At 26.7% G+C, this 22069-nt stretch carries 22 protein-coding genes and 1 other annotated feature; of the genes, 9 read left to right on the top strand and 13 right to left on the bottom strand.

Annotated features, from left to right (window positions below; all coding sequences use genetic code 11):
* Nucleotides 1-8 precede the first annotated feature (8 nt).
* The 5 genes from I2A75_RS04820 to I2A75_RS04800 all read right to left on the bottom strand — a co-directional run bounded on the left by I2A75_RS04820 (nt 9) and on the right by I2A75_RS04800 (nt 3594).
* Nucleotides 9-650, bottom strand: coding sequence for an amino acid ABC transporter permease (locus I2A75_RS04820; RefSeq protein ID WP_195263387.1), 642 nt, complete (start codon nt 648-650; stop codon nt 9-11).
* A gap of 50 nt (nt 651-700) precedes the next feature.
* Entirely contained in the window at nt 701-1504 is an 804-nt protein-coding gene (locus tag I2A75_RS04815; RefSeq protein WP_195263338.1) for an amino acid ABC transporter substrate-binding protein, read from the bottom strand.
* A gap of 115 nt (nt 1505-1619) precedes the next feature.
* The gene (locus I2A75_RS04810) at nt 1620-1958 is read right to left on the bottom strand and encodes a hypothetical protein (RefSeq protein ID WP_195263337.1); all 339 of its coding nucleotides are present in this window, start codon (nt 1956-1958) and stop codon (nt 1620-1622) included.
* A gap of 278 nt (nt 1959-2236) precedes the next feature.
* Nucleotides 2237-3079 (bottom strand): S1-like domain-containing RNA-binding protein, encoded by an 843-nt coding sequence (locus tag I2A75_RS04805; RefSeq protein ID WP_195263336.1) that lies wholly within the window; start codon nt 3077-3079, stop codon nt 2237-2239.
* 14 nt (nt 3080-3093) lie between these two features.
* Nucleotides 3094-3594 (bottom strand): gamma carbonic anhydrase family protein, encoded by a 501-nt coding sequence (locus I2A75_RS04800; protein ID WP_195263335.1) that lies wholly within the window; start codon nt 3592-3594, stop codon nt 3094-3096.
* 125 nt (nt 3595-3719) lie between these two features.
* On the opposite strand from I2A75_RS04800, the gene I2A75_RS04795 reads away from it, so the two are divergent.
* The gene (locus tag I2A75_RS04795; protein ID WP_195263334.1) at nt 3720-4745 is read left to right on the top strand and encodes a PHP domain-containing protein; all 1026 of its coding nucleotides are present in this window, start codon (nt 3720-3722) and stop codon (nt 4743-4745) included.
* An 83-nt stretch (nt 4746-4828) separates the two neighbouring features.
* Here the strand turns inward: I2A75_RS04795 and I2A75_RS04790 are convergent, their stop codons facing one another.
* Nucleotides 4829-5164, bottom strand: coding sequence for a hypothetical protein (locus I2A75_RS04790; protein ID WP_195263333.1), 336 nt, complete (start codon nt 5162-5164; stop codon nt 4829-4831).
* A gap of 285 nt (nt 5165-5449) precedes the next feature.
* Here I2A75_RS04790 and I2A75_RS04785 point away from each other — a divergent pair, with 285 nt between their 5' ends.
* Both I2A75_RS04785 and I2A75_RS04780 read left to right on the top strand, forming a co-directional pair.
* Complete coding sequence (locus tag I2A75_RS04785; protein WP_195263332.1) at nt 5450-5917, top strand: Lrp/AsnC ligand binding domain-containing protein; 468 nt, start codon at nt 5450-5452, stop codon at nt 5915-5917.
* 68 nt (nt 5918-5985) lie between these two features.
* Entirely contained in the window at nt 5986-6192 is a 207-nt protein-coding gene (locus I2A75_RS04780) for a DUF378 domain-containing protein (RefSeq protein ID WP_195263331.1), read from the top strand.
* Between the two features lie 150 nt (nt 6193-6342).
* On the opposite strand, the gene I2A75_RS04775 is transcribed toward I2A75_RS04780, so the two are convergent.
* Both I2A75_RS04775 and I2A75_RS04770 read right to left on the bottom strand, forming a co-directional pair.
* Nucleotides 6343-8091 carry a phosphoenolpyruvate carboxykinase gene (locus tag I2A75_RS04775; RefSeq protein ID WP_195263330.1) on the bottom strand — a complete coding sequence of 583 codons (1749 nt, stop codon included), beginning with the start codon at nt 8089-8091 and terminating at the stop codon, nt 6343-6345.
* Nucleotides 8092-8454: 363 nt separating this feature from the next.
* Complete coding sequence (locus I2A75_RS04770; RefSeq protein ID WP_195263329.1) at nt 8455-9165, bottom strand: lysophospholipid acyltransferase family protein; 711 nt, start codon at nt 9163-9165, stop codon at nt 8455-8457.
* Nucleotides 9166-9391: 226 nt separating this feature from the next.
* Between I2A75_RS04770 and I2A75_RS04765 the strand changes: the two genes are divergently transcribed.
* Entirely contained in the window at nt 9392-10234 is an 843-nt protein-coding gene (locus I2A75_RS04765; RefSeq protein WP_243242015.1) for an MBL fold metallo-hydrolase, read from the top strand.
* 95 nt (nt 10235-10329) lie between these two features.
* On the opposite strand, the gene I2A75_RS04760 is transcribed toward I2A75_RS04765, so the two are convergent.
* Entirely contained in the window at nt 10330-11130 is an 801-nt protein-coding gene (locus I2A75_RS04760) for a ribonuclease H-like domain-containing protein (protein ID WP_195263328.1), read from the bottom strand.
* A 290-nt stretch (nt 11131-11420) separates the two neighbouring features.
* Between I2A75_RS04760 and I2A75_RS04755 the strand changes: the two genes are divergently transcribed.
* Genes I2A75_RS04755 through I2A75_RS04745 form a run of 3 tightly spaced genes read left to right on the top strand, consistent with a single transcriptional unit; the run spans nt 11421 to nt 13594 of the window.
* Nucleotides 11421-11642, top strand: coding sequence for a ferrous iron transport protein A (locus tag I2A75_RS04755; protein ID WP_195263327.1), 222 nt, complete (start codon nt 11421-11423; stop codon nt 11640-11642).
* Nucleotides 11643-11654: 12 nt separating this feature from the next.
* Complete coding sequence (gene feoB, locus I2A75_RS04750; RefSeq protein ID WP_195263326.1) at nt 11655-13415, top strand: ferrous iron transport protein B; 1761 nt, start codon at nt 11655-11657, stop codon at nt 13413-13415.
* A 14-nt stretch (nt 13416-13429) separates the two neighbouring features.
* The gene (locus I2A75_RS04745; RefSeq protein WP_195263325.1) at nt 13430-13594 is read left to right on the top strand and encodes a FeoB-associated Cys-rich membrane protein; all 165 of its coding nucleotides are present in this window, start codon (nt 13430-13432) and stop codon (nt 13592-13594) included.
* Nucleotides 13595-13650: 56 nt separating this feature from the next.
* Here the strand turns inward: I2A75_RS04745 and I2A75_RS04740 are convergent, their stop codons facing one another.
* Together I2A75_RS04740 and argS are read right to left on the bottom strand one after the other, a co-directional pair.
* Complete coding sequence (locus I2A75_RS04740) at nt 13651-14739, bottom strand: AI-2E family transporter (RefSeq protein ID WP_195263324.1); 1089 nt, start codon at nt 14737-14739, stop codon at nt 13651-13653.
* A gap of 162 nt (nt 14740-14901) precedes the next feature.
* Nucleotides 14902-16593: an arginine--tRNA ligase gene (argS, locus tag I2A75_RS04735; protein ID WP_195263323.1), complete on the bottom strand. Its 1692-nt coding sequence runs from the start codon at nt 16591-16593 to the stop codon at nt 14902-14904.
* 61 nt (nt 16594-16654) lie between these two features.
* Nucleotides 16655-16862: a binding site (T-box leader), on the bottom strand.
* A gap of 168 nt (nt 16863-17030) precedes the next feature.
* Here argS and I2A75_RS04730 point away from each other — a divergent pair.
* Entirely contained in the window at nt 17031-18539 is a 1509-nt protein-coding gene (locus I2A75_RS04730; protein WP_195263322.1) for a Ppx/GppA phosphatase family protein, read from the top strand.
* Nucleotides 18540-18687: 148 nt separating this feature from the next.
* Here the strand turns inward: I2A75_RS04730 and I2A75_RS04725 are convergent, their stop codons facing one another.
* Complete coding sequence (locus I2A75_RS04725; RefSeq protein ID WP_195263321.1) at nt 18688-19338, bottom strand: site-2 protease family protein; 651 nt, start codon at nt 19336-19338, stop codon at nt 18688-18690.
* Between the two features lie 113 nt (nt 19339-19451).
* Nucleotides 19452-20936 carry an LCP family protein gene (locus tag I2A75_RS04720; RefSeq protein WP_195263320.1) on the bottom strand — a complete coding sequence of 495 codons (1485 nt, stop codon included), beginning with the start codon at nt 20934-20936 and terminating at the stop codon, nt 19452-19454.
* A gap of 343 nt (nt 20937-21279) precedes the next feature.
* Here I2A75_RS04720 and I2A75_RS04715 point away from each other — a divergent pair, with 343 nt between their 5' ends.
* A complete protein-coding gene (locus I2A75_RS04715) occupies nt 21280-21924 on the top strand; it encodes a hypothetical protein (RefSeq protein WP_195263319.1) in 645 nt (214 codons plus the stop codon).
* The last annotated feature ends 145 nt before the right edge of the window (nt 21925-22069 follow it).

The following is a 22069-nucleotide window of genomic DNA, read 5'->3' as shown; positions in this document are numbered from 1 at the left end:
AATCCCTCCTACTGATAGTAACTAAATCTTTTTTCAATACTCTCTAACACTTTTGTTATTATCCCATTAAATACTAGATACACAACTGCTATTACTACAAATGGCATTATAGATGAAAGTCTATTTGAAGCTATCTTTGCTATTTTTAATAATTCATCTAACCCTACAACATAAACTAAAGCTGTATCTTTAACTAGAGTAACAATTTCATTTGCAACTGGTGGAAATATTCTTTTTAATGCTTGTGGCATTATAATTCTAAAGAAAGTATCTTTTTTGCTTAATCCTAATACCTCTGCCCCCTCAAATTGTCCTTTATCTATAGATATAATTCCTGCCCTAAATATCTCTCCAAAATATGCTCCATAATTTAATACCATTGCTAATATTGCTGCTGGAAATCTTGGAATGCTTATATTTATTAATGGTAATCCAAAAAATATAAATAGAATTTGTAATAAAAGAGGTGTTCCTCTTAAAATTAATACATATATTCCTGTTATTGATTTTAATATCTTTATTTTAGATATTCTTCCAAGTGCAATTATGGCACCTAATGGTATAGATAAAATCAAAGTAATTATAAATATTTCTATTGTAACTTTTAATCCTTCTAAAACTTGTGGAATAAAAGCTATTATTTCGTTCATTAATTCCAAAGAAAACACCTCGTCTTAAATTAATTTAGTTATTTATAAGTTTATTTAGCTATTATATCTTCTCCAAACCATTTTTCTGATATATCTCCAGCTTTACCTTCATTTACTAGTTCATCAAAAGCATTATTAAAGGCTTCAACTAATTCATTATCATCTTTTCTCATTCCTACTGCATATGATTCTTTACCAAAGTCTTCTTTTAAAACCTTATACTTTTCAGCACCTCTTTGATTTATATAATACTTAGCTAATATTTCATCGGCAACAACTGCATCTACTCTACCTGCCTCTAAGTCCATCAAAGCTTCATTATTAGTTTCAAATGTAACTATTTTTCCATCTTTAAAGCTATTAACTATATCCTCCCCATCAGATTCTATTGCATCTACTGCACTTGATTGATTTTGTGCAGCAACTACTGCATTTTTTAAGTCTTTCTTTGAATTAATTTTTGAATTAGCTAATGTTATAATAACTTGTCTATTATTTAAATATTCTTTTGAAAATGCAACCTTTTCTTTTCTTTCTTCAGTTACACTATATCCATTCCAAATAAAATCTATATTGCCATTGTTAAGTTCTGTTTCTTTCATACTCCAATCTATAGGTTGAAATATAATTTTTTTATTTAATTTTTTACTAATTTCTTTTGCAAGTTCTATATCAAATCCTGTATATTCACCATTATCGTCCTTAAATCCCATTGGAACAAAAGTATCATCAAACCCCAATACTAATTCTTCTTTATCCATAGAATTTTCAACTTTCTTTTCTCCGCAAGATACTAATGCTAATGCCATTACTCCTAATAATGAACTAATTAATAATCTTTTTAATATTTTCATGATTAAATCCCCCTTTATTTTGCTTATCTCTTTATTTATTTATTACTTTATCACAGTAAAGTAATAAAGTCAATAAAAAATACAATAATTTATTTCTATTACTGCATTTTTATTGCTAACTTTTAATTATTTTTCTTAAATTATATATAATAATAGTTGTAATTGGAATTATTAATATCCAATAAAAGGTACCTAATTGTAATTCTTCTAATTTTACTAAATGTCTGTATAAAATTATGCTTGAATAAATAAAATCTATGAAGATAATAAATATAATTGAACTTTCTATAGTTATAAAATAAGTTATTAAAGAAGTTAAATATATAACTCCAAGCATAATAAAATTTTCATATTTAAAATTAGTACTAATAATATTTGAAAAAATAGCTAAAAAGCAATTATATATTATAAATACCGAAATTATTATATCTATATTTTTATTTTTCTTAGTCATTAAAATCTAGCTCCTTTTTATATACATTACTAGTATTAACACTTTAAAAACTACCTATTCTTATTATTTTTAACTTTAGCATATATTTTATTTAGTTCTTATTTCTTTATTTTTATACTACTCACTATTATAGACGTTATAATAAACATAAGATAAATAATTATTCGTAGAAGGCGCAGTCTCAGAAATCCATTTAATATCTTTTTCATTTTGTATATATTTTTTCCTGATAAATCAGCCTATAAAAAAAAGACAGTACAAACTGTCTCTTTTAAAAATTATTTTAATCTTGTTCCTTCTTTTTCTTGAACTATTTTTCCACTCTTCATCAGACCACCTAAAGCCATCTTAAAGTAATTTTTACTTGTATTAAAAGTAGCCTTGATATCTTCTGGATTTGATTTATCATTAAATGGCATAAAACCACCATTTTTATTTAAATATTTAAGTATATCTTCTTGAATTTGTTCTCTTTCATTTAATCTTGTTTTTCTTGGAGTTAAACCTATAATTCCATCTTCATATATTCTTTTTATCCTTAACTTCATTTCAGTTCCCGGATAAATTTCAGTATAATATTCATTTGGTAATACTATACCTTTATACTTTGAATCTATAGCCACATGGACAGTTCCACCTTCACTCTTAGAGTATACTTGAGCTATAACCTCGTCTCCAACTTTAAATTCTTTTTCTTCTTCTTGTGCATTTAATAAGTAATTTTCTACATCTGTAGTTGCTGCAAGTCTTCCTGTTTTATCTACATATATGTAAAATAAATATTTGCTTCCTGTATGTAATTTGAATCTTTGTTCTTTTATTGGAACAAAAATATCTCTATCTAGCCCAAAATCAACAAATGCCCCAAATTCTGTTTGGAATACTACTTTTAAATAAGCAACTTCTCCAACAGTAACCAAAGGTTTTTTAAAAGTTGCTATTGGTCTATCTTTTGAATCTCTATATACAAATACCTCTATTTTATCTCCTACTTGTATTTGTTTATCCTCTGTCATAGATTTAGGAAGTAAAACATCTATCTTCCCTTCATCTCCTAAATAAAATCCAAATTCTTTTTCTCTCTTAACTTCTAAAACATTATATTTTCCTATATTAATCATTTTTCCTCCTGATTTTATAAGTATTTTTTACTTAACTCAACATAATTATTAGCAGATTTTTTTATATTTTCAATTTCATCTTCTGTAAGTTTTCTTATAACCTTTGCTGGACTTCCAAGAATAAGAACTCCATCTTCATATTCTTTACCTTGAGGTACTAAAGAGCCAGCTCCTATTATAGTATTCTTCCCTATTTTAGCTCCATTTAATATTATTGAACCCATTCCAACTAAAACATTTTCAGAAATTGTACATCCATGAATTATAGCACCATGACCTACAGTTACATTTTTACCTATAATAGTTTCATAATCAAAATCAACATGAACAACTGAATTTTCTTGAATATTGGTATTTTCACCTATATATATTTTGTTCATATCACCTCTTAATCGTGTTCCAAACCAAATATTAACATTCTTCTCAATAACGACTTCTCCTATTATATCAACACTCTCAGATATATAGCAAGTCTTATCTATTACAGGTTTTATTCCATTAAATTCTTTTATCATTTTTACTTCCTCCAATCTAGTAAGTAATCCTTAAAGTTATTTTATCATTACTGAATATTGTTGTCATTATTTATAGTTATTCAATACTATATATAGATAAGTAATAATTTATTGAGGAGCTTATTTTGGGAAGAAAAAAACATAAACAATCAAAAGAATTTGATCAAAGTAACATAAAATTTTATTATGGTATTCCGCATTGTCATACTGAATTTTCAACTGGTAAAGGTTCTCCCATCGAAGCTTATGAGTACGGTTATAGATCTGGTCTAGATTTCATGTTTATAACAGATCATAACTCTTATTTATCTAATGAAATAACTATTAAAGATGATAAATACTCTAAGTTCCAAGGAACTAAGGTTTATGCCTCTAAAATAAAAAAGAAATATGATAGTTTTTTACCCCTAGTTGGTTTTGAATGTAAGACCTATCTCTATGGAGATTTGAATATAATGAATTCTTCAAACTTTTTTACTGGAGCCGTAAGAGATTTAAAAGTCTTGGCATTATGGATGCTAAATAATCCTGATTCATTTATTTCTATAAATCATCCACATAAAAATATAAAAGCTCTACCTTATAATTCAGTATTAAATAAATTAATAACATCTATAGAAGTTGGAAATGGAAATCCTGCTAGTAAATATACAAGGCATGATCGCTACTACTTTAGCCTCCTAGATGATGGGTGGAAACTTGGTGCTATTAATGGTCAAGATAACCATAAAATTAATTTTGGTGATTCTGAAAACTTGACAGTTTGCATATGTAATAGTCTTTCCACTAATGATATTATATCTTCTTTTAGGGAAAGAAGGACATATTCTACTGAATCACGATATTTAAAATTATATTTTACTATAAATGATAGTTTTATGGGTGAAGAAATTACTATTTCTGATGATAAGCTTAGATTTATGATATTTACAGAAGATATCAAATATAAAATAAAAGAAATTCAAATAATAACTAATAAAGGTACTATAATAAGAACAATCGAAAATATTAATTTAAGTAGCATTAAGTATCTTTATGAGCATAAAAGAGAACCCCATGAAAATTGGTATATAATAAAAGTTATTGAGGAAAATAATAAAATTGCTTTTAGCTCTCCTATTTTCATAAATAATAATGATGATATAGTTTAATAAGTTTTAAAATAAATATAAAAATAAATATGGCATACATTATGTTTACTTCATAATTGTATGCCATATTTATATCCAAAATTTTAATTATCTTTTTGATTTTGCATATGTTTAACTCTATTAGGCTTAGCTTTAGGTCTTATTTCAATTTTCTTTTCTTTCTTCTTTGGTCCACCTGTACTTTGAATATCAAAGAACCATAAGAAGAACCAAACTATTACTAAAGTAAGCCCCATATTTATCCACATATTATTTGGTTTTATAAAAAATTGGGCTAAAAATAGAACTAGTGCTATGGCTAATGGAATCCATTTATTTATTCTTACCTTTGAAAATACATATTTTTTACCTAAAGTAAATAGCAGGATCATTAACCCGATAGTTACTGCAAAATATGCTATAGTAATTAATATCTGCATGGTATTATTCCTCCTTTAAAAAGCTTCTATATACTATATTAAAAGAAATAGTAGATATTTTCAAGATATATGCCTTTAAATATTTACAACATTATATATTTTTATACCATATTACAGCTAATAAAATCTTTGATACATTTTAAACACCTATGTTTTACTAATTATTACTAATATATTAATATTTTTAGTTAAATTTATTAAATTTATTATAATTCCCTTCTATTTTAATAAATTTTTTGATAGAATAAAGAAAGAAATTATAAAATGTTAATATGAGGTGATTCTATGAGTTTAAATTTGCCCTATCAATTAGATGAATTAGATCTACAAATACTAGATTTATTGATAAAAGATTGTAGAACTCCTTACTTAGAAATAGCAAGAATTTGCCATGTAAGTGGGGGAACGATACATGTTAGAATGAAAAAAATGGAGGAACTTGGAATAATAAAAGGAACTAGAATTCTTTTAAATTTACCTAAGTTAGGTTATGATGTATGTTGTTTCGTTGGAATATACGTTGATAAAACTTCTTCTTTTGATTCAGTTTTTGATGAATTATCTAGAATTAAAGAAGTTGTCGAGTTACACTTAACAACTGGAAATTATTCCATTTTTGCTAAGGTAGTTTGTAGAAATATTACTGACCTACAAGATATATTATTAAATAAAATTAATACTATCAATGGAATACAAAGAACAGATACAATAATTTCTTTAGACCAACCTATTGATAGAAATATATCTATATAAAAATACATAAAATAATTCCTTTTGGTTACACTATTTATTGTAAACCTATTTTAAAAGGAGTGTTTTTTATGAAAGTTTTAGATTCAATAGCACTTATTTTAGTTATAATTGGAGCTGTTAACTGGGGATTAATTGGATTCTTTCAATTTAACTTAGTTGATACACTATTTGGAACAATGACTGCATTTAGCAGAATAATTTATGCTTTAGTCGGAATAGCAGGTCTATATTCTCTATCATTCTTTGCTAAAGATAGATTTATGGGTTCTAACTAAGCAATTTAATTAAAGTTTATTTAATTAAATTAAGAGAGTGTGGTTTTTCACACTCTCTTAATTTTAACAGACATTTATATTCTTACAAATCTAATTTATATAATATATTATTATATATTTTTAATATCTTTTATTGAAAATTTGAATTCTTTATTTCAATTTTTTTATAATATTAAATAATTCTATTGCTGCTTTCCTTGGTCCTTCTTTTTCTTGGCCTTCTAAAGCTAAACAGGTTTTTATTTGCCCAACTTTTACAGTTCCGTTAAACATATCTTCAAAGTATTTTTCTATTAATATGTCCGTTTCTTGTTGCTTTTGGGCTGGTCCAAATGGATTTGCAAAATAGCTTTCAACTAACCCCTTTTCTGATGTTGTTCCTTTAGCCATTCTTGCGCCTGACTTAAATACCTTTATAGCCTCCTCTGGAGTTTTAAAGTATTCGATTGAATTTTCTCCTTCTTTAACTTCTGTATAATTATTTGCGTAAAGGAATAAATCAACTTCATATCCCTTTACTATTTCTTTATATGGTGCCACTGGCATTACCAGTCTAGCATTTATCTTATCTGGATTCATGAAAATACTTCTATCAATTTCTTTAAAAGCATATCCTTGATCCAAATCGTCTAATCTAACAAATGCTCCTATTTCTGTTCCATATCCAATTATTTTGCCATCTACTTCTTTAAATGTTCCCATATCATCAAATATAATAGTCATGTTGCTAATATAATCTTCACTTAAAGTTCTAAATGCCTCTAAACTTTCTGATTTTCCTGCTCCACTATCTCCCATTATAACAACATTTGCTGTATTCCCATCTTTAAGTTCGATATTAACCATTGCCCCATGTATAGGTAAATATCCTCTCTTTATCATTACTAGATTGTGTAATGTAAGTGTCATTTTCTTCATATATCCAAAGTAATCAATATCTACAGAATGGTTAACGTAACCAACCATAATATCATTTTCTTTATCATCATAGAATACTGTTTTCTTTTCATTTTCATCGTCTGTTGCTCCAAATACATAGACTAAATCTGGTTTTTTCCCTCTATATTCTTCGCACCTAGCCATTTCAAATAAATTACATAAAGTTATCCCGTGCTGCATGAAATCCCTATGGAAATATATAAATGCCATAAGCTCACCTACTTTAGCTGGATAACAGAACCAATGATCTTTATTTAAAGATGCATATTTTAATGGGTTACTATCAGTTTCGGTGAACATTCCACTTCTAGTATTTTTCTTTGGGTATGTTATAAATGGAGTCTCTAATAAAATACTATCAATAAATTCTATATCTTCTAAAGCTTCATATCCTTTTGGTAGTGGCCATAGAATTTTATTAATTATGATTGATGCATTTCCCCCAACAGGTATTTGTCTAAATACATTTGGCCTATATCCTAATACATTTTTTTCAACTTTTCTATATAATTTTAATATTAAATTAGATAATGCTGAATTAGCTTGCGTAAAGTTTACTACGGATAATCCTGCTTGACGTCTATTACTATGAATGATTGTATATCTTTCTAATCTTCTCCAAAATAAATATAAATCCTCCACAAAAGCTATGAATTTATCTTTATCTGAAAATAAATCGCAATAATTAGGATTAGCTTCTACAATTTCATTTACATTTAAAACTGTACAATATTTAAATATTTTAGATAAATCTTCTGATATTTGTGAAACATCTTCTGTTTTTAAGCCAGACTTTAAATATCTCCAACTTAATGTAACTTTCTTTTTAGCCTTTTTTAAATAAGTTTCAATTACCCTTCTAAATCCTTCACTTTCAACTAATTCCTCAAATGTACTACAATATTTAGCTGTAAAATTAATTAATACCTTATCATTACTTATTGAAAACTCTTTACGCATACAATTGCCCCCTTTTTGAAATATATATAAATTGAAAATTTCATTTTTGCACTATTTTTTTATATTATAACATATATTTTGCAAGTTTAGGAAGAAGTCTTTTTCAATTTTCAAAAATTATTACGACTTTTTTATATTTTTTAACAAGGAAAACGTAATCATATTAAGTTTCCTTAGATATTTTTATAAATTTATCAAATTCGCGAATACTTTTCTAATAATAATCATATATATTCATAACATATCCGAATTATTTTAGAGATATTTTTTTTATAATATGATTATTTCTTGAAAATAAAAAAATAAACTATACCTTTAATTTTCTTTTAACGGTATAGTTTATATATTATTCTTACTATGATTTTATTGTCCTAAATTTTTTGCAATTACTTCTCTGACCTTTTCCATTAACCCTTTTTCTTCTTCTCTAGTTAAATTTTCAGTATATATAGGCTTATCAAATGTAACAGTTATATCTATTGATTTAAATTTTCCATCTATTTCATAAGCTCTATATGCCCCATCAATAGAAACTGGCACTACAGGAGCCTTAGCCATTGTAGCTAATTTTAAGCTTCCCTTTTTAAATTCTTTTAACTTTCCATCCTTGCTTCTTGTTCCCTCAGGAAATATAGCCATACTGTAGCCTTTTTTTATATTCTCTGCACCTTCTCTTATAACTTTAATTGCTTCTCTTGCATTTTCTCTATCTAAAGGAACACAATTATACTTTTTCATCCAATATCCTAAGACAGGAGCCTTTATCATTTCCTTCTTAGCAACAAATCCCATACATTTTCCTACTGAGTTTATTAAAAGAGGAATATCTAGAATACTAGTATGATTTCCTATATAACAGCATGGAACATCTGGAATATTCTCTTTACCTTTTATAGTAACATTCATATTAAGAGTATTATGTATTGTATATCTTGCCCAATCTTCTCCAACCTTCCCACTATAATCTACTGCAGCTTTTTCTCCCTTTGTAATTTCTAAAAACCAACGTTTTATAGCTTTAAATTGCATGAATATCATATATATACCATAATTAATAATTTTAAAAATACTCATTATTCTTCACCACCATATTTTATTTCTTACTTTATTATAAATGCTTATATTTTTTTCTTCAATTATATTTTTATTACTATATGTCTATAATATATATATATTATTAAGAACTTGAACTTAAAATTAAACTAGAATATATCATTAAAAAATTTATTACATCTCTTATATATAATACTCTACTTAAATATCTAATAATTAAATTTTATATTATTCAAGGAGACAGGAATTGATTAAGAAACTATTCTATATGTTTGTAAACTTTATTCTCATAATTTTGCTTTTCCAATGCAGCATTAATATCAAAGAAAATAATTTAGAAACTAATAAAAATACTATGCTAGTACATTTTATTGATGTTGGTCAAGGTGATTCTATATTAATCCAAGTAAATAAAAAGAACTTACTTATTGATTCTGGACCTAATGAATCTGAAGATAAGTTAAAAAAGTATCTTAAGAAATTAAATATATCTAAGTTTGATTATGTAATTGCAACTCACCCCCATGAAGATCATATAGGAAATATGAGCTATATAATTAATAATTTTGAAGTTATAAATTTCTATTCACCTAAGGTTGAAAATTCTACAAAGGCTTTTGAAACAATGGCAGAATCTCTTATTCGAAAAGATTTAAAAATCAAAATACTAAAGGCAAATATGAAATCAATAGATCTTGGTAATAATGTGATAATAGATGTTTTTTCTCCTCTCTCTAACAGATATGAGGATTTAAACAATTATTCTCCTATTATAAAAATATCTTATAAAAATACTTCGTTTTTATTTACTGGTGATGCTGAAGAGCTTGCTGAAAATGAAGTTTTAAATGCTGGCTTTGATTTGAAATGCGATGTGTTAAAAATAGGTCATCATGGATCTTCTAGTTCGACTTCTGAAAAATTCTTAAATGCAAGTAATCCTTCTATCGCAGTAATTTCCGTAGGAGAAGATAATACTTATGGACATCCAACCGATGTTGTTCTATCAAGATTAAAGGAAGCTGAAATTTATAGAACAGATATAAATGGAAACATCGTAATAACATCAGATGGTTTATCCTTAAAATGATAGATGCTCCTAAAATTATTAGGAGCATCTATCATTTAAGATTTTAATCTTAAATTAATATTTTAACTTTCTTTTCTTTCCTTTAATGCATCCTATTATTTATCTATGCAAGTTTTTTCTTTCGTTTTGTTTATATCTTTTAAATTTTTATTTTGTATATTAAAAAAGTTATTTTCTAATTCTTTATTTTCATCTATTTTTTCTATATCTTCTATATATTCATCTTCTTCAATTTCCTCTTCTTCGATTTCCTCTTCTTTCTTTAGATATGCTGTCCATCTCATATAAATGTTATATAAATTGGTGACATCCTGTTCATTATATAGAAGTATAGTTTCTATTTTCTCTTTTGGCATTCTTAGTATATACTCTCTATCTTTTAATACTTTATTAAAAGTTTTTGCCAAATTAGATCCACTAATTAAATCTCCCTCTCTATGAATATCAAACTCTTTTTCAAGATTCTTCAAACCTATAGAGTGCCCATTTTCTTTTTCATATTCTCTTTGAATATCTATATCCTCAAATTCCTTAGAAAAATTAAATTCTATTCCATATTTTTTAAACAAATAATTTATAACTGTATAGTCATTATTTCCTGAGAAAGTAACAATTGCTTTCTTCCCTTTTCTCTTCATATTAACAAAATATTTTTTAGCTAAATCAAGAATTTGGATTACTTCACCTTTATTTTCAATCATATATTGAGTTACATACAATTTATTTTTTTCAAAAATACAAGCTCCAAAGACTCCTATACATTTTGGCTTCTTATATACATAATGCTCTAAATCAAAAAATATTAGTTCTTCCGGAGGCCTATTGATTGTATCCGTTTTTAGCATAAAATCTCTTGCTAAATAATCCACCTCTATTATATTCTCTCTTATAATCACATTACCACTCTTTCTTCCTTATCATTTATCACCTTTTAAGTCCTTAGTTTATCTTATAATATTATATCATCTTTTATAACAATATAAAAATAAATATAATTAAATCTTCCTACCTTAATATAATATTATGTAATTTATTATATGTTCAACAAAAATATAACTAAGTTTAAATATAAAAAACATTTTATAATTGATAATATTTATCAGTTATACACTTAAAAATATTGACTACATTTTAACATTTTGGTATTATAATAATATGATAATGATTTTCAATACGAGGTGATGATATGAGTCTATGTGAATTAAATTTAGGGGAAAAAGCTATAATAAAATACATCAATGGTGATGATAAACTTACAAAAAGATTATTAGCTCTTGGTTGCATTGAAGGAACTGAAATTGAACTTAAAAGGGTAGCTCCTTTAGGTGATCCAATAATAGTTAATCTTAGGGGATTTGATTTAGCAATTAGAAAAAAGGATGCTAAAAATATATTTTTAGCTGTATAGGGGGAATAACAAATGAAAACAGTAGCATTGCTTGGAAATCCAAATGTAGGTAAAACTACACTTTTTAATTACCTAACTGGTTCAAACCAAAGAATTGGGAACTGGGCTGGAGTTACAGTAGATAAGAAGGAAGGATTTTTCGGAAATACTAGAATAGTCGATTTACCTGGTATATATGCAATGGATACTTATTCTAATGAAGAAAAAATATCTAAAGCATTTTTAGAAAATGACGATGTTGATGTTATATTAAATATAATAGACGCCTCAAATATTGATAGAAATCTTTATTTGACTACTCAATTAAAACAATTTAAAAAACCTATTATTTTAGCTGTAAACATGATTGATATTGCTGAGAAAAAAGGAATTAATTTAGATTATACTAAATTATCAGAACTTATGAATGTTACAGTAATTCCAATTGTTGCTTCTAAAGGACAAGGCATTGATAAAATTAAAGATGTTATTGAGAAAGATAATTATTTATCTAAAATAGATAAATATAATTATGAATTTAATAGCGAAAAAGAAACTTATGAATTTATAGAATCAATTCTTAATAAATGTAATAAAACAATAGATAAGTCTAAAACTACATTAAAAGATAAATTAGATAACTTTTTATTAAACCCATGGCTTGCATATCCAATATTTATAATAATAATGGCATTAATGTTTCAAATTACATTTGCATGGATTGGACAACCATTATCTGATTTGTTAGATGGACTTTTAAATGATTCATTTTTACCTTATTTATCAGATTTACTTTCTAATACCGCTCCATGGTTTCAATCTTTGATAGTTGATGGTATTGTAGCTGGTGTTGGAGGAATTATTGTTTTATTACCTATAATACTTGCACTATTTGCATGTATATCAATACTTGAAGATAGTGGATATATGGCTAGAGTTGCATTTATCATGGACAAGTTAATGAGAAAGATGGGACTTTCAGGTAAAGCTTTTATACCTATGATTGTCGGATTTGGTTGTACAGTTCCTGCAATAATGTCTGCCAGAACATTAGAAAGCGAAAAAGATAGAAAACTTACTGCTTTATTAGTTCCACTAATGAGTTGTAACGCTAGATTACCTGTTTATGCTGTATTTGCAGCAGTATTTTTCCCAAACTATACAGGATTAGTAGTTGCACTTTTATATTTATTAGGTGTAATATTAGCATTTATTTTAGGAATAATATTTAAGAATACTTTATTTAAAAAAGATGAAGAACCATTTATTATAGAACTACCAGAATATAAGGCTCCTTCTATAAAAAATGTTGGTAAACAAGTTTATGAAAAAGCTAAAAGCTTCTTAGTAAAAGCTGGAACTATAATATTTGCTATGAGTGTTGTTATTTGGTTCTTATCGAACTTCAGTTTCTCAGGTATGGTAGATGTTAATGATAGTATTTTAGCATCAATCGGAAACTTAATAGCTCCAATATTTAGTCCTTTAGGATTTGGTAACTGGCAAAGTTCAGTTTCTTTATTAACTGGATTACTAGCTAAAGAAACTGTTGTCGCATCAATGGGAATCATATTTGCAGGTGACTTATCAGTAGTGTTACCAATTTATTTTACTACAGCATCAGCAATATCTTTCTTAGTTTTTGTACTTTTGTATACTCCTTGTATATCAGTTTTAGGTGCAATGAAGAAAGAATATGGTACTAAGTTCACTTTATTTGCAAGTTCATATCAACTTATATTGGCTTGGATAGTTTCATTTATAATTTTTAACATAACTAAATTATTTATATAAAAGAAGGTGTTTCTATGGAAATATTAATTACATTAGTTATTGTTGCTTTTGCTGGCTTTACAATATATAAGAACATAAGAAAATCTTCTAAAGGTGAATGTAATTGTGGAAGCTGTTCAAATCATTGTTCAGCCTATAAAGAAGAAGAAAATGGAATTAAACTTGAGAAGAAAAACTAAAAGTAAAATGGCTTAATAAAATCAATGATATTTTATTAAGCCATTTTTTATTACTACTAACTGTTTTCTGCAGTTTTTACTAAAGCTTCATTCTTTTTCATTATTCTTTCATAATATACTTTTAAAGTTGCAGCTGTTGGTGATGCTAAAAGCATCCCTAAAGCTCCATAAAATCCTCCGCCTATTAATACTGCTACTATTATAAATAAAGGTCTTACTCCTACTTTATTTCCTATTAATTTAGGATCTAGATACCAGCCATCAAATAATTGAAGCGCCAATAATACTAAAAATACAATTAATCCTTTAGTTGGTGATACAAAAACATTAAATAAAAATCCCACTATTTCTCCTATAAATGGTCCAAAGTATGGAATCATATTAGTTATTCCAACTATAACAGCTAATAAAAAAGCATATTCTGACTTAACTATGGTTAGTAAAACTAATGCCATAGCTGCAATAATTGAAGAATCCACTGCTTTTATTCCTATATAAGCACCTATCATATTATGATATATTCTAACAGCTTCTATTAATTTTTTCCCTCTCTTTTCTTTAAGTATTAAGAATGTTACTTTTTTACTTTCTTTTATTAACCTATCCTTATCTACCAGAACATATATAGATATTAATAATCCTAAAAATAGTTTAAGTAACTGACTAGAAATAGTAAATATATATGATATTGAACCTTCTAATAAAGTTACTGCCATTGTTCCAAATTGAGCTATGATATGATTAATATTATCCGTAGTTCCTGTAGTATTTATAAATTCTTTTACAGATTGATTATTTAAAATTTTATCTAACCATTCTTGAGTTTCTTGGATATAGGAAGGCATTTTTGTTGTTATGTCAACAGCACTATCTATTATACTAGGTATTAAGTATAAAGATGCTAATATTATTATTGCTAATACCAATAAATAAGTACTTAATATTGCAACACCTTCTTTTACATTAAACCTTCTTTTTATAAGCTTAACTAAAGGATTTAAAATATATCCAAATACTAACCCATATAAAACTGGCAACATTAAGGACCAAAACTTCTTCAATATACTAAAAAAATACGGATAATTTTCTATAATCTTAAATCCAACTATCCCAACTAATATTGCTATAACAATAGTAATTAACAAATCCTTATTTTTTATATTATTAAAAATAATTATCTACTCCTCTCTTAGATTTCTATAGATTATATCATAATAGTATTATTTAGTCTTTCATATTATTGTTAATTTTTTATAAAAATTAGATGCAAATAGGGATGCGAATTCTCGCATCCCTAAACAATTATGTTACATCTTATCTACAACTTCAATTCCTAATAAAGCTAAAGAGTTTTTGATAACTTGACATGTTGCTTTTACTAAACTCAATCTAGCTTCTTTTAATTCTTCATCTTCTAAGTTTAATACTGAATGTGCATTATAGAATTTATTAAATGATTTTGCAACTTCTATTGCATATCTTGTAATAATTGATGGCTCTAACTTTTCTGTTGCTAAATGTATTTGTTTTGCAAATCCTTCTAATGTCTTTACTAATTCAAACTCTTCCTTTGAAGAAAGCTTAGAATAATTAGCATTTCCTTTAAGCTCTCCTGCTCTTGTTAATATACTGTTTGCTCTTGCATATGAATATTGAACATAAGGACCTGTTTCGCCATCAAATGAAAGCATTTCCTTCCAATCAAATACTATATCCTTTTCTCTAGAATTTTTTAGATAAGTAAATACTACTGCACCAACACCTATCTTTTTAGCCACTTCCTCTTTATTTTCTAAGTTTGGATTTTTTTCATTTATTACTTCTAATGTTTTATCTATAGATTCTTTTATTAAGTCATCTAATAAAATAACTTCACCTTTTCTAGTTGAAAGTTTTCTATCTGCAAATTTTACAAGTCCGAAGCCTACATGAACACAATCTTTTGCCCATTCATGGCCTGCAAGCTCTAATACCTTAAATACTTGTTTAAAGTGTAGTGCTTGTGGTGTTCCTACTACATATATGCTCTTATAGAAATCATATTTCTTCTTTCTATACATTGCAGCAGCTAAGTCTCTTGTTGCATATATTGATGCTCCATCACCTTTAAGTACTATACATGGAGGCATATTGTATTCATCAAGCATAACTACTTGTGCACCATTACTTTCAACTAACAAATTCTTTTCCTTTAATTCATTTACTACAACATCCATTTTATCATTATAGAATGCTTCACCTGCATATGAATCAAATTTAACATCAAAAATTTCATATATTCTTTCAAATTCTTTTAAGCTTAAATCTCTAAATCTCTTCCATAAAGCTTCTACTTCTTTATCTCCATCTTCTAATGCTTTAAAGTAAGCTCTTCCTTCATCTTCAAGTGCAGGATCCTTTTCTGCTTCATCATGGAACTTAACATATATTCTTAATAATTCATCTATAGCATTCTTTTCTAATGCCTCTTCATTTCCCCATCTTTTATATGCAGATATAAGCTTTCCAAATTGAGTTCCCCAGTCACCTAAATGATTTATTCCCTCAACATTATATCCTTCTTTCTTAAATATCTTATATAATGAATTTCCTATTGCTGTTGTAAATAAATGTCCAACATGGAATGGCTTTGCTATATTAGGTGATGAATATTCAACACAAATAGTTTTTCCTTCTCCTACATTAGATGAACCATATTCATCGCCTTCTGTTAATACTTTTTCTATTGTATTTTTAGTAAAGATACTTTTATCTGCAAAGAAATTAACATATGGCCCAACATTAATTATCTTTTCGAATCCATCATTGTCTATTTTACCAGCTAACTCCTCTGATATCATATTAGGAGCTTTTCTAAAAGTTTTTGCTAATTGAAAGCATGGAAATGCATAATCTCCCATATCACTCTTTGGTGGAATTTCTATTAATTTTTCTATGTTTTCAATATCCATATCAACATATTTACTTATTGCTTCTGCAACTTTTTTCTTGTAATCCATTATGTATCCTCCTTAATTTTTACTAATAATTTGAAAAATAAAAAATCCGTCTCTTAAATAAATAAGAGACGGAAAAAATCCCGCGGTACCACTCTGATTGCATAAAATGCCACTCAATGCTTTAACGCAGCAATACGAACTATCCTACTAATAAAATTTCAGTAGCTATCTCCAAGGCTCTCTTCCTAATATTCTATCTTATAAGGCTTACACCACCCCTTACTCGCTTAAAGAATCAAATATAGTACTCTCCTCTTCATAGATATTAATACTTATTCTAATTTAATATAAACATTATACATAAACAAAACTTTTATTGTCAATAAAAAAGGTATACTTATATAAATATATTTAACTCTTACCTATACTTTATTAATTAAAGTGATATAATATCTATAACAAAAATAATTTTCATAATATTTACTTAAGGAGTCAATATGGATAGAGTTGGTATTATCGATATAGGTCCAAGTTCTCTTAGACTTATGTTAACGGAAGTTAATGAAAATGGATATTTTAAAATAATAGATGAATTAAAAACATCTATCAGATTATGTCATGATTTAGTTACTGATTACGGAATATGTAACGAAAACTCTAAAACTATACTTTCTACACTTAGAGCATATAAATCACTTTGTACTGTTTCAGGTGCAAATAAAATATTTGCTGTTGCTACTGAATCTTTAAGGGAAGCTAAAAATAAAGATATTCTTCTTCCTCTTATTAAAAAAGAATTAGATATTGATATTAGAGTTTTAAGTTGCGACGAAGAAATTTATTATAACTTTTTTGGAATAAGAAGAAGCATTTATATAGGCAATTCTTTAATGATTGAAGTTGCTGGTACAGATACTCATTTAGCTTGGGTTCAAGGGGATAAAATAATAAAAAGTGTTACCTTACCTATAGGAAGTGTAAATCTAACATATAAATTTAATTTAAAAGATAGAATATTACCTAAAGATTTAACTGATGCACTTAATTTCATATCTGAAAAGTTAAATGATATAAGCTGGCTTATGGAAACTAAATTTGACTCAATAATAGGTATTGCATCTATAGTTAGAAATATTGGTAAAATAGATAGAGTTAGAAAAAGATATCCTTTTGATATTCCTCATAACTACGAGCTTTCTGATATTGATGTTCAAGAAATATTTAATTTATTAAAATGTAAGGACTTTAAGCAAAGACAAAAATTAGATGGAATCGACCCAGAGCTTGCAGATATAATAGTTGGAGGAACCGCTATCTTTAAGAAAATAGCTAATATGGTTCAATGTAATAAGATAATAATTTCAGGAAGAGGCCTTAGAGAAGGCTTAATGTATGAATATCTTAATAATAAATATACAATACCAGAAGACATGCTAGATTATAGTATAAATGGAATATTAGAAACGTTAAATAGTGACAAGAGCCATGCACTAAATGTATTTAAAATAGCTTATAATTTATTTAATTCTTTAAAACCACTACATCATTTAGGAGATGAATATTTAAATATTATAAAAACATCTTCTATGCTACATGATTGTGGTATTAGTATTAACTATTATGGACATCATAAACATTCATTTTATATAATATTAAATTCTTATATAAATGGGTTAACACATAAGGAACTTCTTATGAGTGCTGCTATTGCAGCTTCACATAGGTTTAATAACTATCAAACACCTTTAGCTCCATTTTCATCAGTTATTAGTCAATTAGATTTACGCTCTGCAAAACTTATTGGAGTACTTGTTAAAATAGCTGAAGGTTTAGATAGAAGCCTTGTTGGTGCAGTTAAAGAACTTAACGTATCATTTGATAGTAATACAGTAACAATTAAAGTTTCTTCAGATATAGATGTTGACTTTGAAATTCGCCAAGCCTTAAGAGCAGGTGAAAAATTTAAAGAAATATATGGGAAAGAGCTTATTATAACAGCTATTTAAATTATTAACTTAATAGAATTTGATTATAATTTACCCATATTCAAGAAAATTGCTAAAATAATAAAAAAGTAGATTCATTTAAGTGTAGTTAAGAACTTAGTAAATCTGGCTTTTAATTACACTTCTTTCTATTGAATCTACTTTTATATTAAAATATTATTCCTAAAACTCCAAAAGCTATTTTACTAAATAGATTAATGATTAAATTTGATGGAATTGTCAAGATAAATTGACCTACTACAACAATTGCTAAAAGAATAACCATTTGATATTGATAAAGCTTATCTGCAACTTTATAAAAGCTTCTAGGGTTTAACTCCCTAAACAATTCAAATCCTGCAAGTCCTGGAAGTGGAATTAAATTAAATACAAATAAGTTTATATTTATAGCTGATATAAGATATAGGGCAATACCAACTATACTATAAGTTGATGATGGTAAAATGCTATATGCTATATAAGACCATAATGCATATATGAACATTCCTACAAATCCAACTAATAAATTTGCAAGAGGAGCTGCCATAGTTACCTTTATTGCATCCTTCTGACCTCTCTTATATGCACTTGGATTAGTATCCACTGGTTTAGTCCACCCAAATCCTACTAATAAAATCATAATAAATCCAATAATATCTATATGAGCTGTCGGATTTAATGTTAATCTTCCCTGAAATCTTGGCGTTTTATCTCCTAACTTATCTGCCACTTTAGCTTTTGCATATCCTTGAGCAACAAAAGCTATCAAAATTGCAGGCACTGTTAATATCTTAGTTAATAAATAGTTTGATCCTAACATCCTAGTCCTCCTTATTCTTTTTTATGATTATACCATATTTATTAAACTTAATACTCTTGTTTATATTTTTTTAATAAAAAGGGACTCTACTAATAGTAAAGCCCTTTAAAATTTTATTGATTTGGTTTTTCGCCTTGAGGTTTTTCATGATTATTTTCTCCATTTGCTGGTGGCGTTGTTTCATTTCCTCCGCTTGCTGGTGGATTAGTTGTTTCGTTTCCTCCATTTACTGGCGGTTTTGTTGTTTCATTTCCCCCATTTGCTGGTGGATTAGTTGTACCGTTTCCTCCACCTGCTGGTGAATTAACTGTTCCATTTCCTCCACTTGCTGGTGGATTACTTGTTCCTCCTGTCGGTGGATTAGTTGTTCCTCCACTTGCTGGTGGTTTTACAACATCCCTATCTGGAGTTGGCTCTGGAATAGCATCTGTATTTTTATCATTATATTCTTCTGGTTTGATGTTGTATAAAGAATTATATCTAGCTTCTTCTGCATTATAAGCTGCAGCAACATTTTCAACTGATAATAAATCAAATTCTTCTGGATTAGGTAGTTTATTATTAAAAATAAAGTCATGCAGAACCTTAGAATTTTGTTCTAAATCTATTAATAAACACCATCCTCTATCCTTATATAGATTGTCCCTTGCAATAAGCTCTGTTTGTGGTATTTGTAATTGCTCAAAGTCTAAGCTTGGTAACTTATAAATTGTATAAGCTAAATTTAAAGCTTCTGGTATATCTATGTTAGTTTTAACATGCTCTGATAAAGTATTAGCTATGCTTACATATTTTAAAGGATTTACTTCCTTTAAATTTTTAGCAACTTCATGTAATACTTTACTTTGCCTTTGTCCTCTTTCAAAATCTCCATTTCCAACATATCTTATTCTTGCATAAGATAGAGCTTGTTGTCCATTTACTTTTTGAAGTCCTGTTTCAGTAATTGGAGGAGAATTCACTCCTGTTGATTCACCTATATATTTATTAACTTCATCTATTTCATAATCTTTTATATCTACTTCAATTCCGCCAATTTCATCTATTATAGCTTCAAACCCCCAAAAGTTTACTATAATATATTTATCTAAATGTAAATTGAAGTTTTCTTCTATAGTCTCCATTACTAAGGCTGCTCCACCTTCAGCTCCTTTAAGTTTTCCATTTTCATCTTCTTCAGAACTTCCAAATGCAAATGCAGCATTAATTTTATTTTCTCCATATTCAGGTATGTTAACTACTGTATCTCTCATTATTGATGTTAACTTAACTTTTTTATTGTTATTATCTAATGTAGCTACAATAATTGAGTCCGATCTTGCTGGCTCATCTAAGGTTCTTCCATCAGTTCCTATTAATAAAACATTTGTAATTCCATCTACCTCATTGTAGCTAGTTTCATTCTTATTTTCCGGCTTATATTCTACATAAATTTTATTTCTAATATGATTATAATACCCCCAACCTGTCGCTATAAGTATTGCTACTACTGCTAATATGCTTATGATAGATATTAATATAATTTTCTTTTTATTTCTTTTTTTAATTTTCTTTTTACTATTAGAACTTTTTCTTTTCACTGAATCATTTTCGCTCATCCTAATTCCTCCCTCTACTCTATTATTATATAACCAAGACCTCTATTTTTACAACAATATCCATTACATTATACTAAATTTATTTGTCATCTTTGTTACAAATATATAACAAACTATATTATTCTTCATATTTATATTATTTATATCATTTATTTACATCATTCATACGAAAATGTATCTTTTTTTAAAGATTAATTCCTCTTCTAACCTCTATATTAGCATTTGCTATATTACGAAATTTAATCTTAATCATAAATATCTATATAAAATAATATACTTTTTTTATTTTATGCAGTTTAAATTTATACTTATTTGTCAATAATAGGAACAAGGGGTGATAAATATGGATAATTTAAATAATAAATCAAACTTCAAATCCACTAAAAAGAATATTAGTAAAAAACAAAAAGCTGCTATGTTGGTTTCATTTGTTTCATTATTAGCAATTTGCTTTTGCTTAAGTTACTTTATAACCGATTATGTAACTAATCCAAATAGAGATATAAATAATGCAGAAGCTCAAAATGAAACTGTATATAGTGAAAATAATAAATATTTAGATGATAATATTTATATAATGCTAAAAACAAATGATAATATAGATATGGCTGAAAATCTAATTAATTTAAAAAGCAAATTAAATTTAAATGAAAATCTTACAAAAGAAGATTTGAGCGAAGAACTATCAGTTCAGGGATATGTTCTTTCCGAATGGGATAGTAATAAATTAGTTTATACAAGAGATACCGCTATAAATACAAGTAAATTTGAATCTAATAAATACTATTTAGGCGAAGAAAATGGATTTATAAGCTTATTCAAAACAGATTCTAATGGTAATATAATTGAATCTGAAAAAAAGGTTTACTCTGATTCTAAGCCATTATCAAATTTACCAGAAATAGATCAAAACTATATTAAAGATAATAAATTTTCTTTTGATACAAGAGAAGAAGCACTACAAAAGTTAAGTGAAATGATATCATAATAAATACCTTCATTAACATAAAAAGGGGCATATGCTCCTTTTTTATTTGCTTATAGATAAAGAATAACAAATCTCAATAAGGGAATAAATAAATTATAAACTAATTTATTTAAGAAACACTCTTATTAATTTATAAGCATACATT

It is taken from the genome of Clostridium sp. 1001275B_160808_H3, assembly GCF_015550425.1.
In the GTDB taxonomy this organism is placed as follows: domain Bacteria; phylum Bacillota; class Clostridia; order Clostridiales; family Clostridiaceae; genus Clostridium.
Note: the sequence above shows the minus strand (reverse complement) of the source record. Positions and strands in the feature narration are given on the sequence as shown.

Excerpts from the sequence above, each read along its gene's own strand:
- I2A75_RS04820 (WP_195263387.1), bottom strand. The coding sequence starts at position 650 with ATGAACGAAATAATAGCTTTTATTCCACAAGTTTTAGAAGGATTAAAA.
- I2A75_RS04815 (WP_195263338.1), bottom strand. The coding sequence starts at position 1,504 with ATGAAAATATTAAAAAGATTATTAATTAGTTCATTATTAGGAGTAATG.
- I2A75_RS04810 (WP_195263337.1), bottom strand. The coding sequence starts at position 1,958 with ATGACTAAGAAAAATAAAAATATAGATATAATAATTTCGGTATTTATA.
- I2A75_RS04805 (WP_195263336.1), bottom strand. The coding sequence starts at position 3,079 with ATGATTAATATAGGAAAATATAATGTTTTAGAAGTTAAGAGAGAAAAA.
- I2A75_RS04800 (WP_195263335.1), bottom strand. The coding sequence starts at position 3,594 with ATGATAAAAGAATTTAATGGAATAAAACCTGTAATAGATAAGACTTGC.
- I2A75_RS04790 (WP_195263333.1), bottom strand. The coding sequence starts at position 5,164 with ATGCAGATATTAATTACTATAGCATATTTTGCAGTAACTATCGGGTTA.
- I2A75_RS04785 (WP_195263332.1), top strand. The coding sequence starts at position 5,450 with ATGAGTTTAAATTTGCCCTATCAATTAGATGAATTAGATCTACAAATA.
- I2A75_RS04780 (WP_195263331.1), top strand. The coding sequence starts at position 5,986 with ATGAAAGTTTTAGATTCAATAGCACTTATTTTAGTTATAATTGGAGCT.
- I2A75_RS04775 (WP_195263330.1), bottom strand. The coding sequence starts at position 8,091 with ATGCGTAAAGAGTTTTCAATAAGTAATGATAAGGTATTAATTAATTTT.
- I2A75_RS04770 (WP_195263329.1), bottom strand. The coding sequence starts at position 9,165 with ATGAGTATTTTTAAAATTATTAATTATGGTATATATATGATATTCATG.
- I2A75_RS04755 (WP_195263327.1), top strand. The coding sequence starts at position 11,421 with ATGAGTCTATGTGAATTAAATTTAGGGGAAAAAGCTATAATAAAATAC.
- feoB (WP_195263326.1), top strand. The coding sequence starts at position 11,655 with ATGAAAACAGTAGCATTGCTTGGAAATCCAAATGTAGGTAAAACTACA.
- I2A75_RS04745 (WP_195263325.1), top strand. The coding sequence starts at position 13,430 with ATGGAAATATTAATTACATTAGTTATTGTTGCTTTTGCTGGCTTTACA.
- argS (WP_195263323.1), bottom strand. The coding sequence starts at position 16,593 with ATGGATTACAAGAAAAAAGTTGCAGAAGCAATAAGTAAATATGTTGAT.
- I2A75_RS04730 (WP_195263322.1), top strand. The coding sequence starts at position 17,031 with ATGGATAGAGTTGGTATTATCGATATAGGTCCAAGTTCTCTTAGACTT.
- I2A75_RS04725 (WP_195263321.1), bottom strand. The coding sequence starts at position 19,338 with ATGTTAGGATCAAACTATTTATTAACTAAGATATTAACAGTGCCTGCA.
- I2A75_RS04720 (WP_195263320.1), bottom strand. The coding sequence starts at position 20,936 with ATGAGCGAAAATGATTCAGTGAAAAGAAAAAGTTCTAATAGTAAAAAG.
- I2A75_RS04715 (WP_195263319.1), top strand. The coding sequence starts at position 21,280 with ATGGATAATTTAAATAATAAATCAAACTTCAAATCCACTAAAAAGAAT.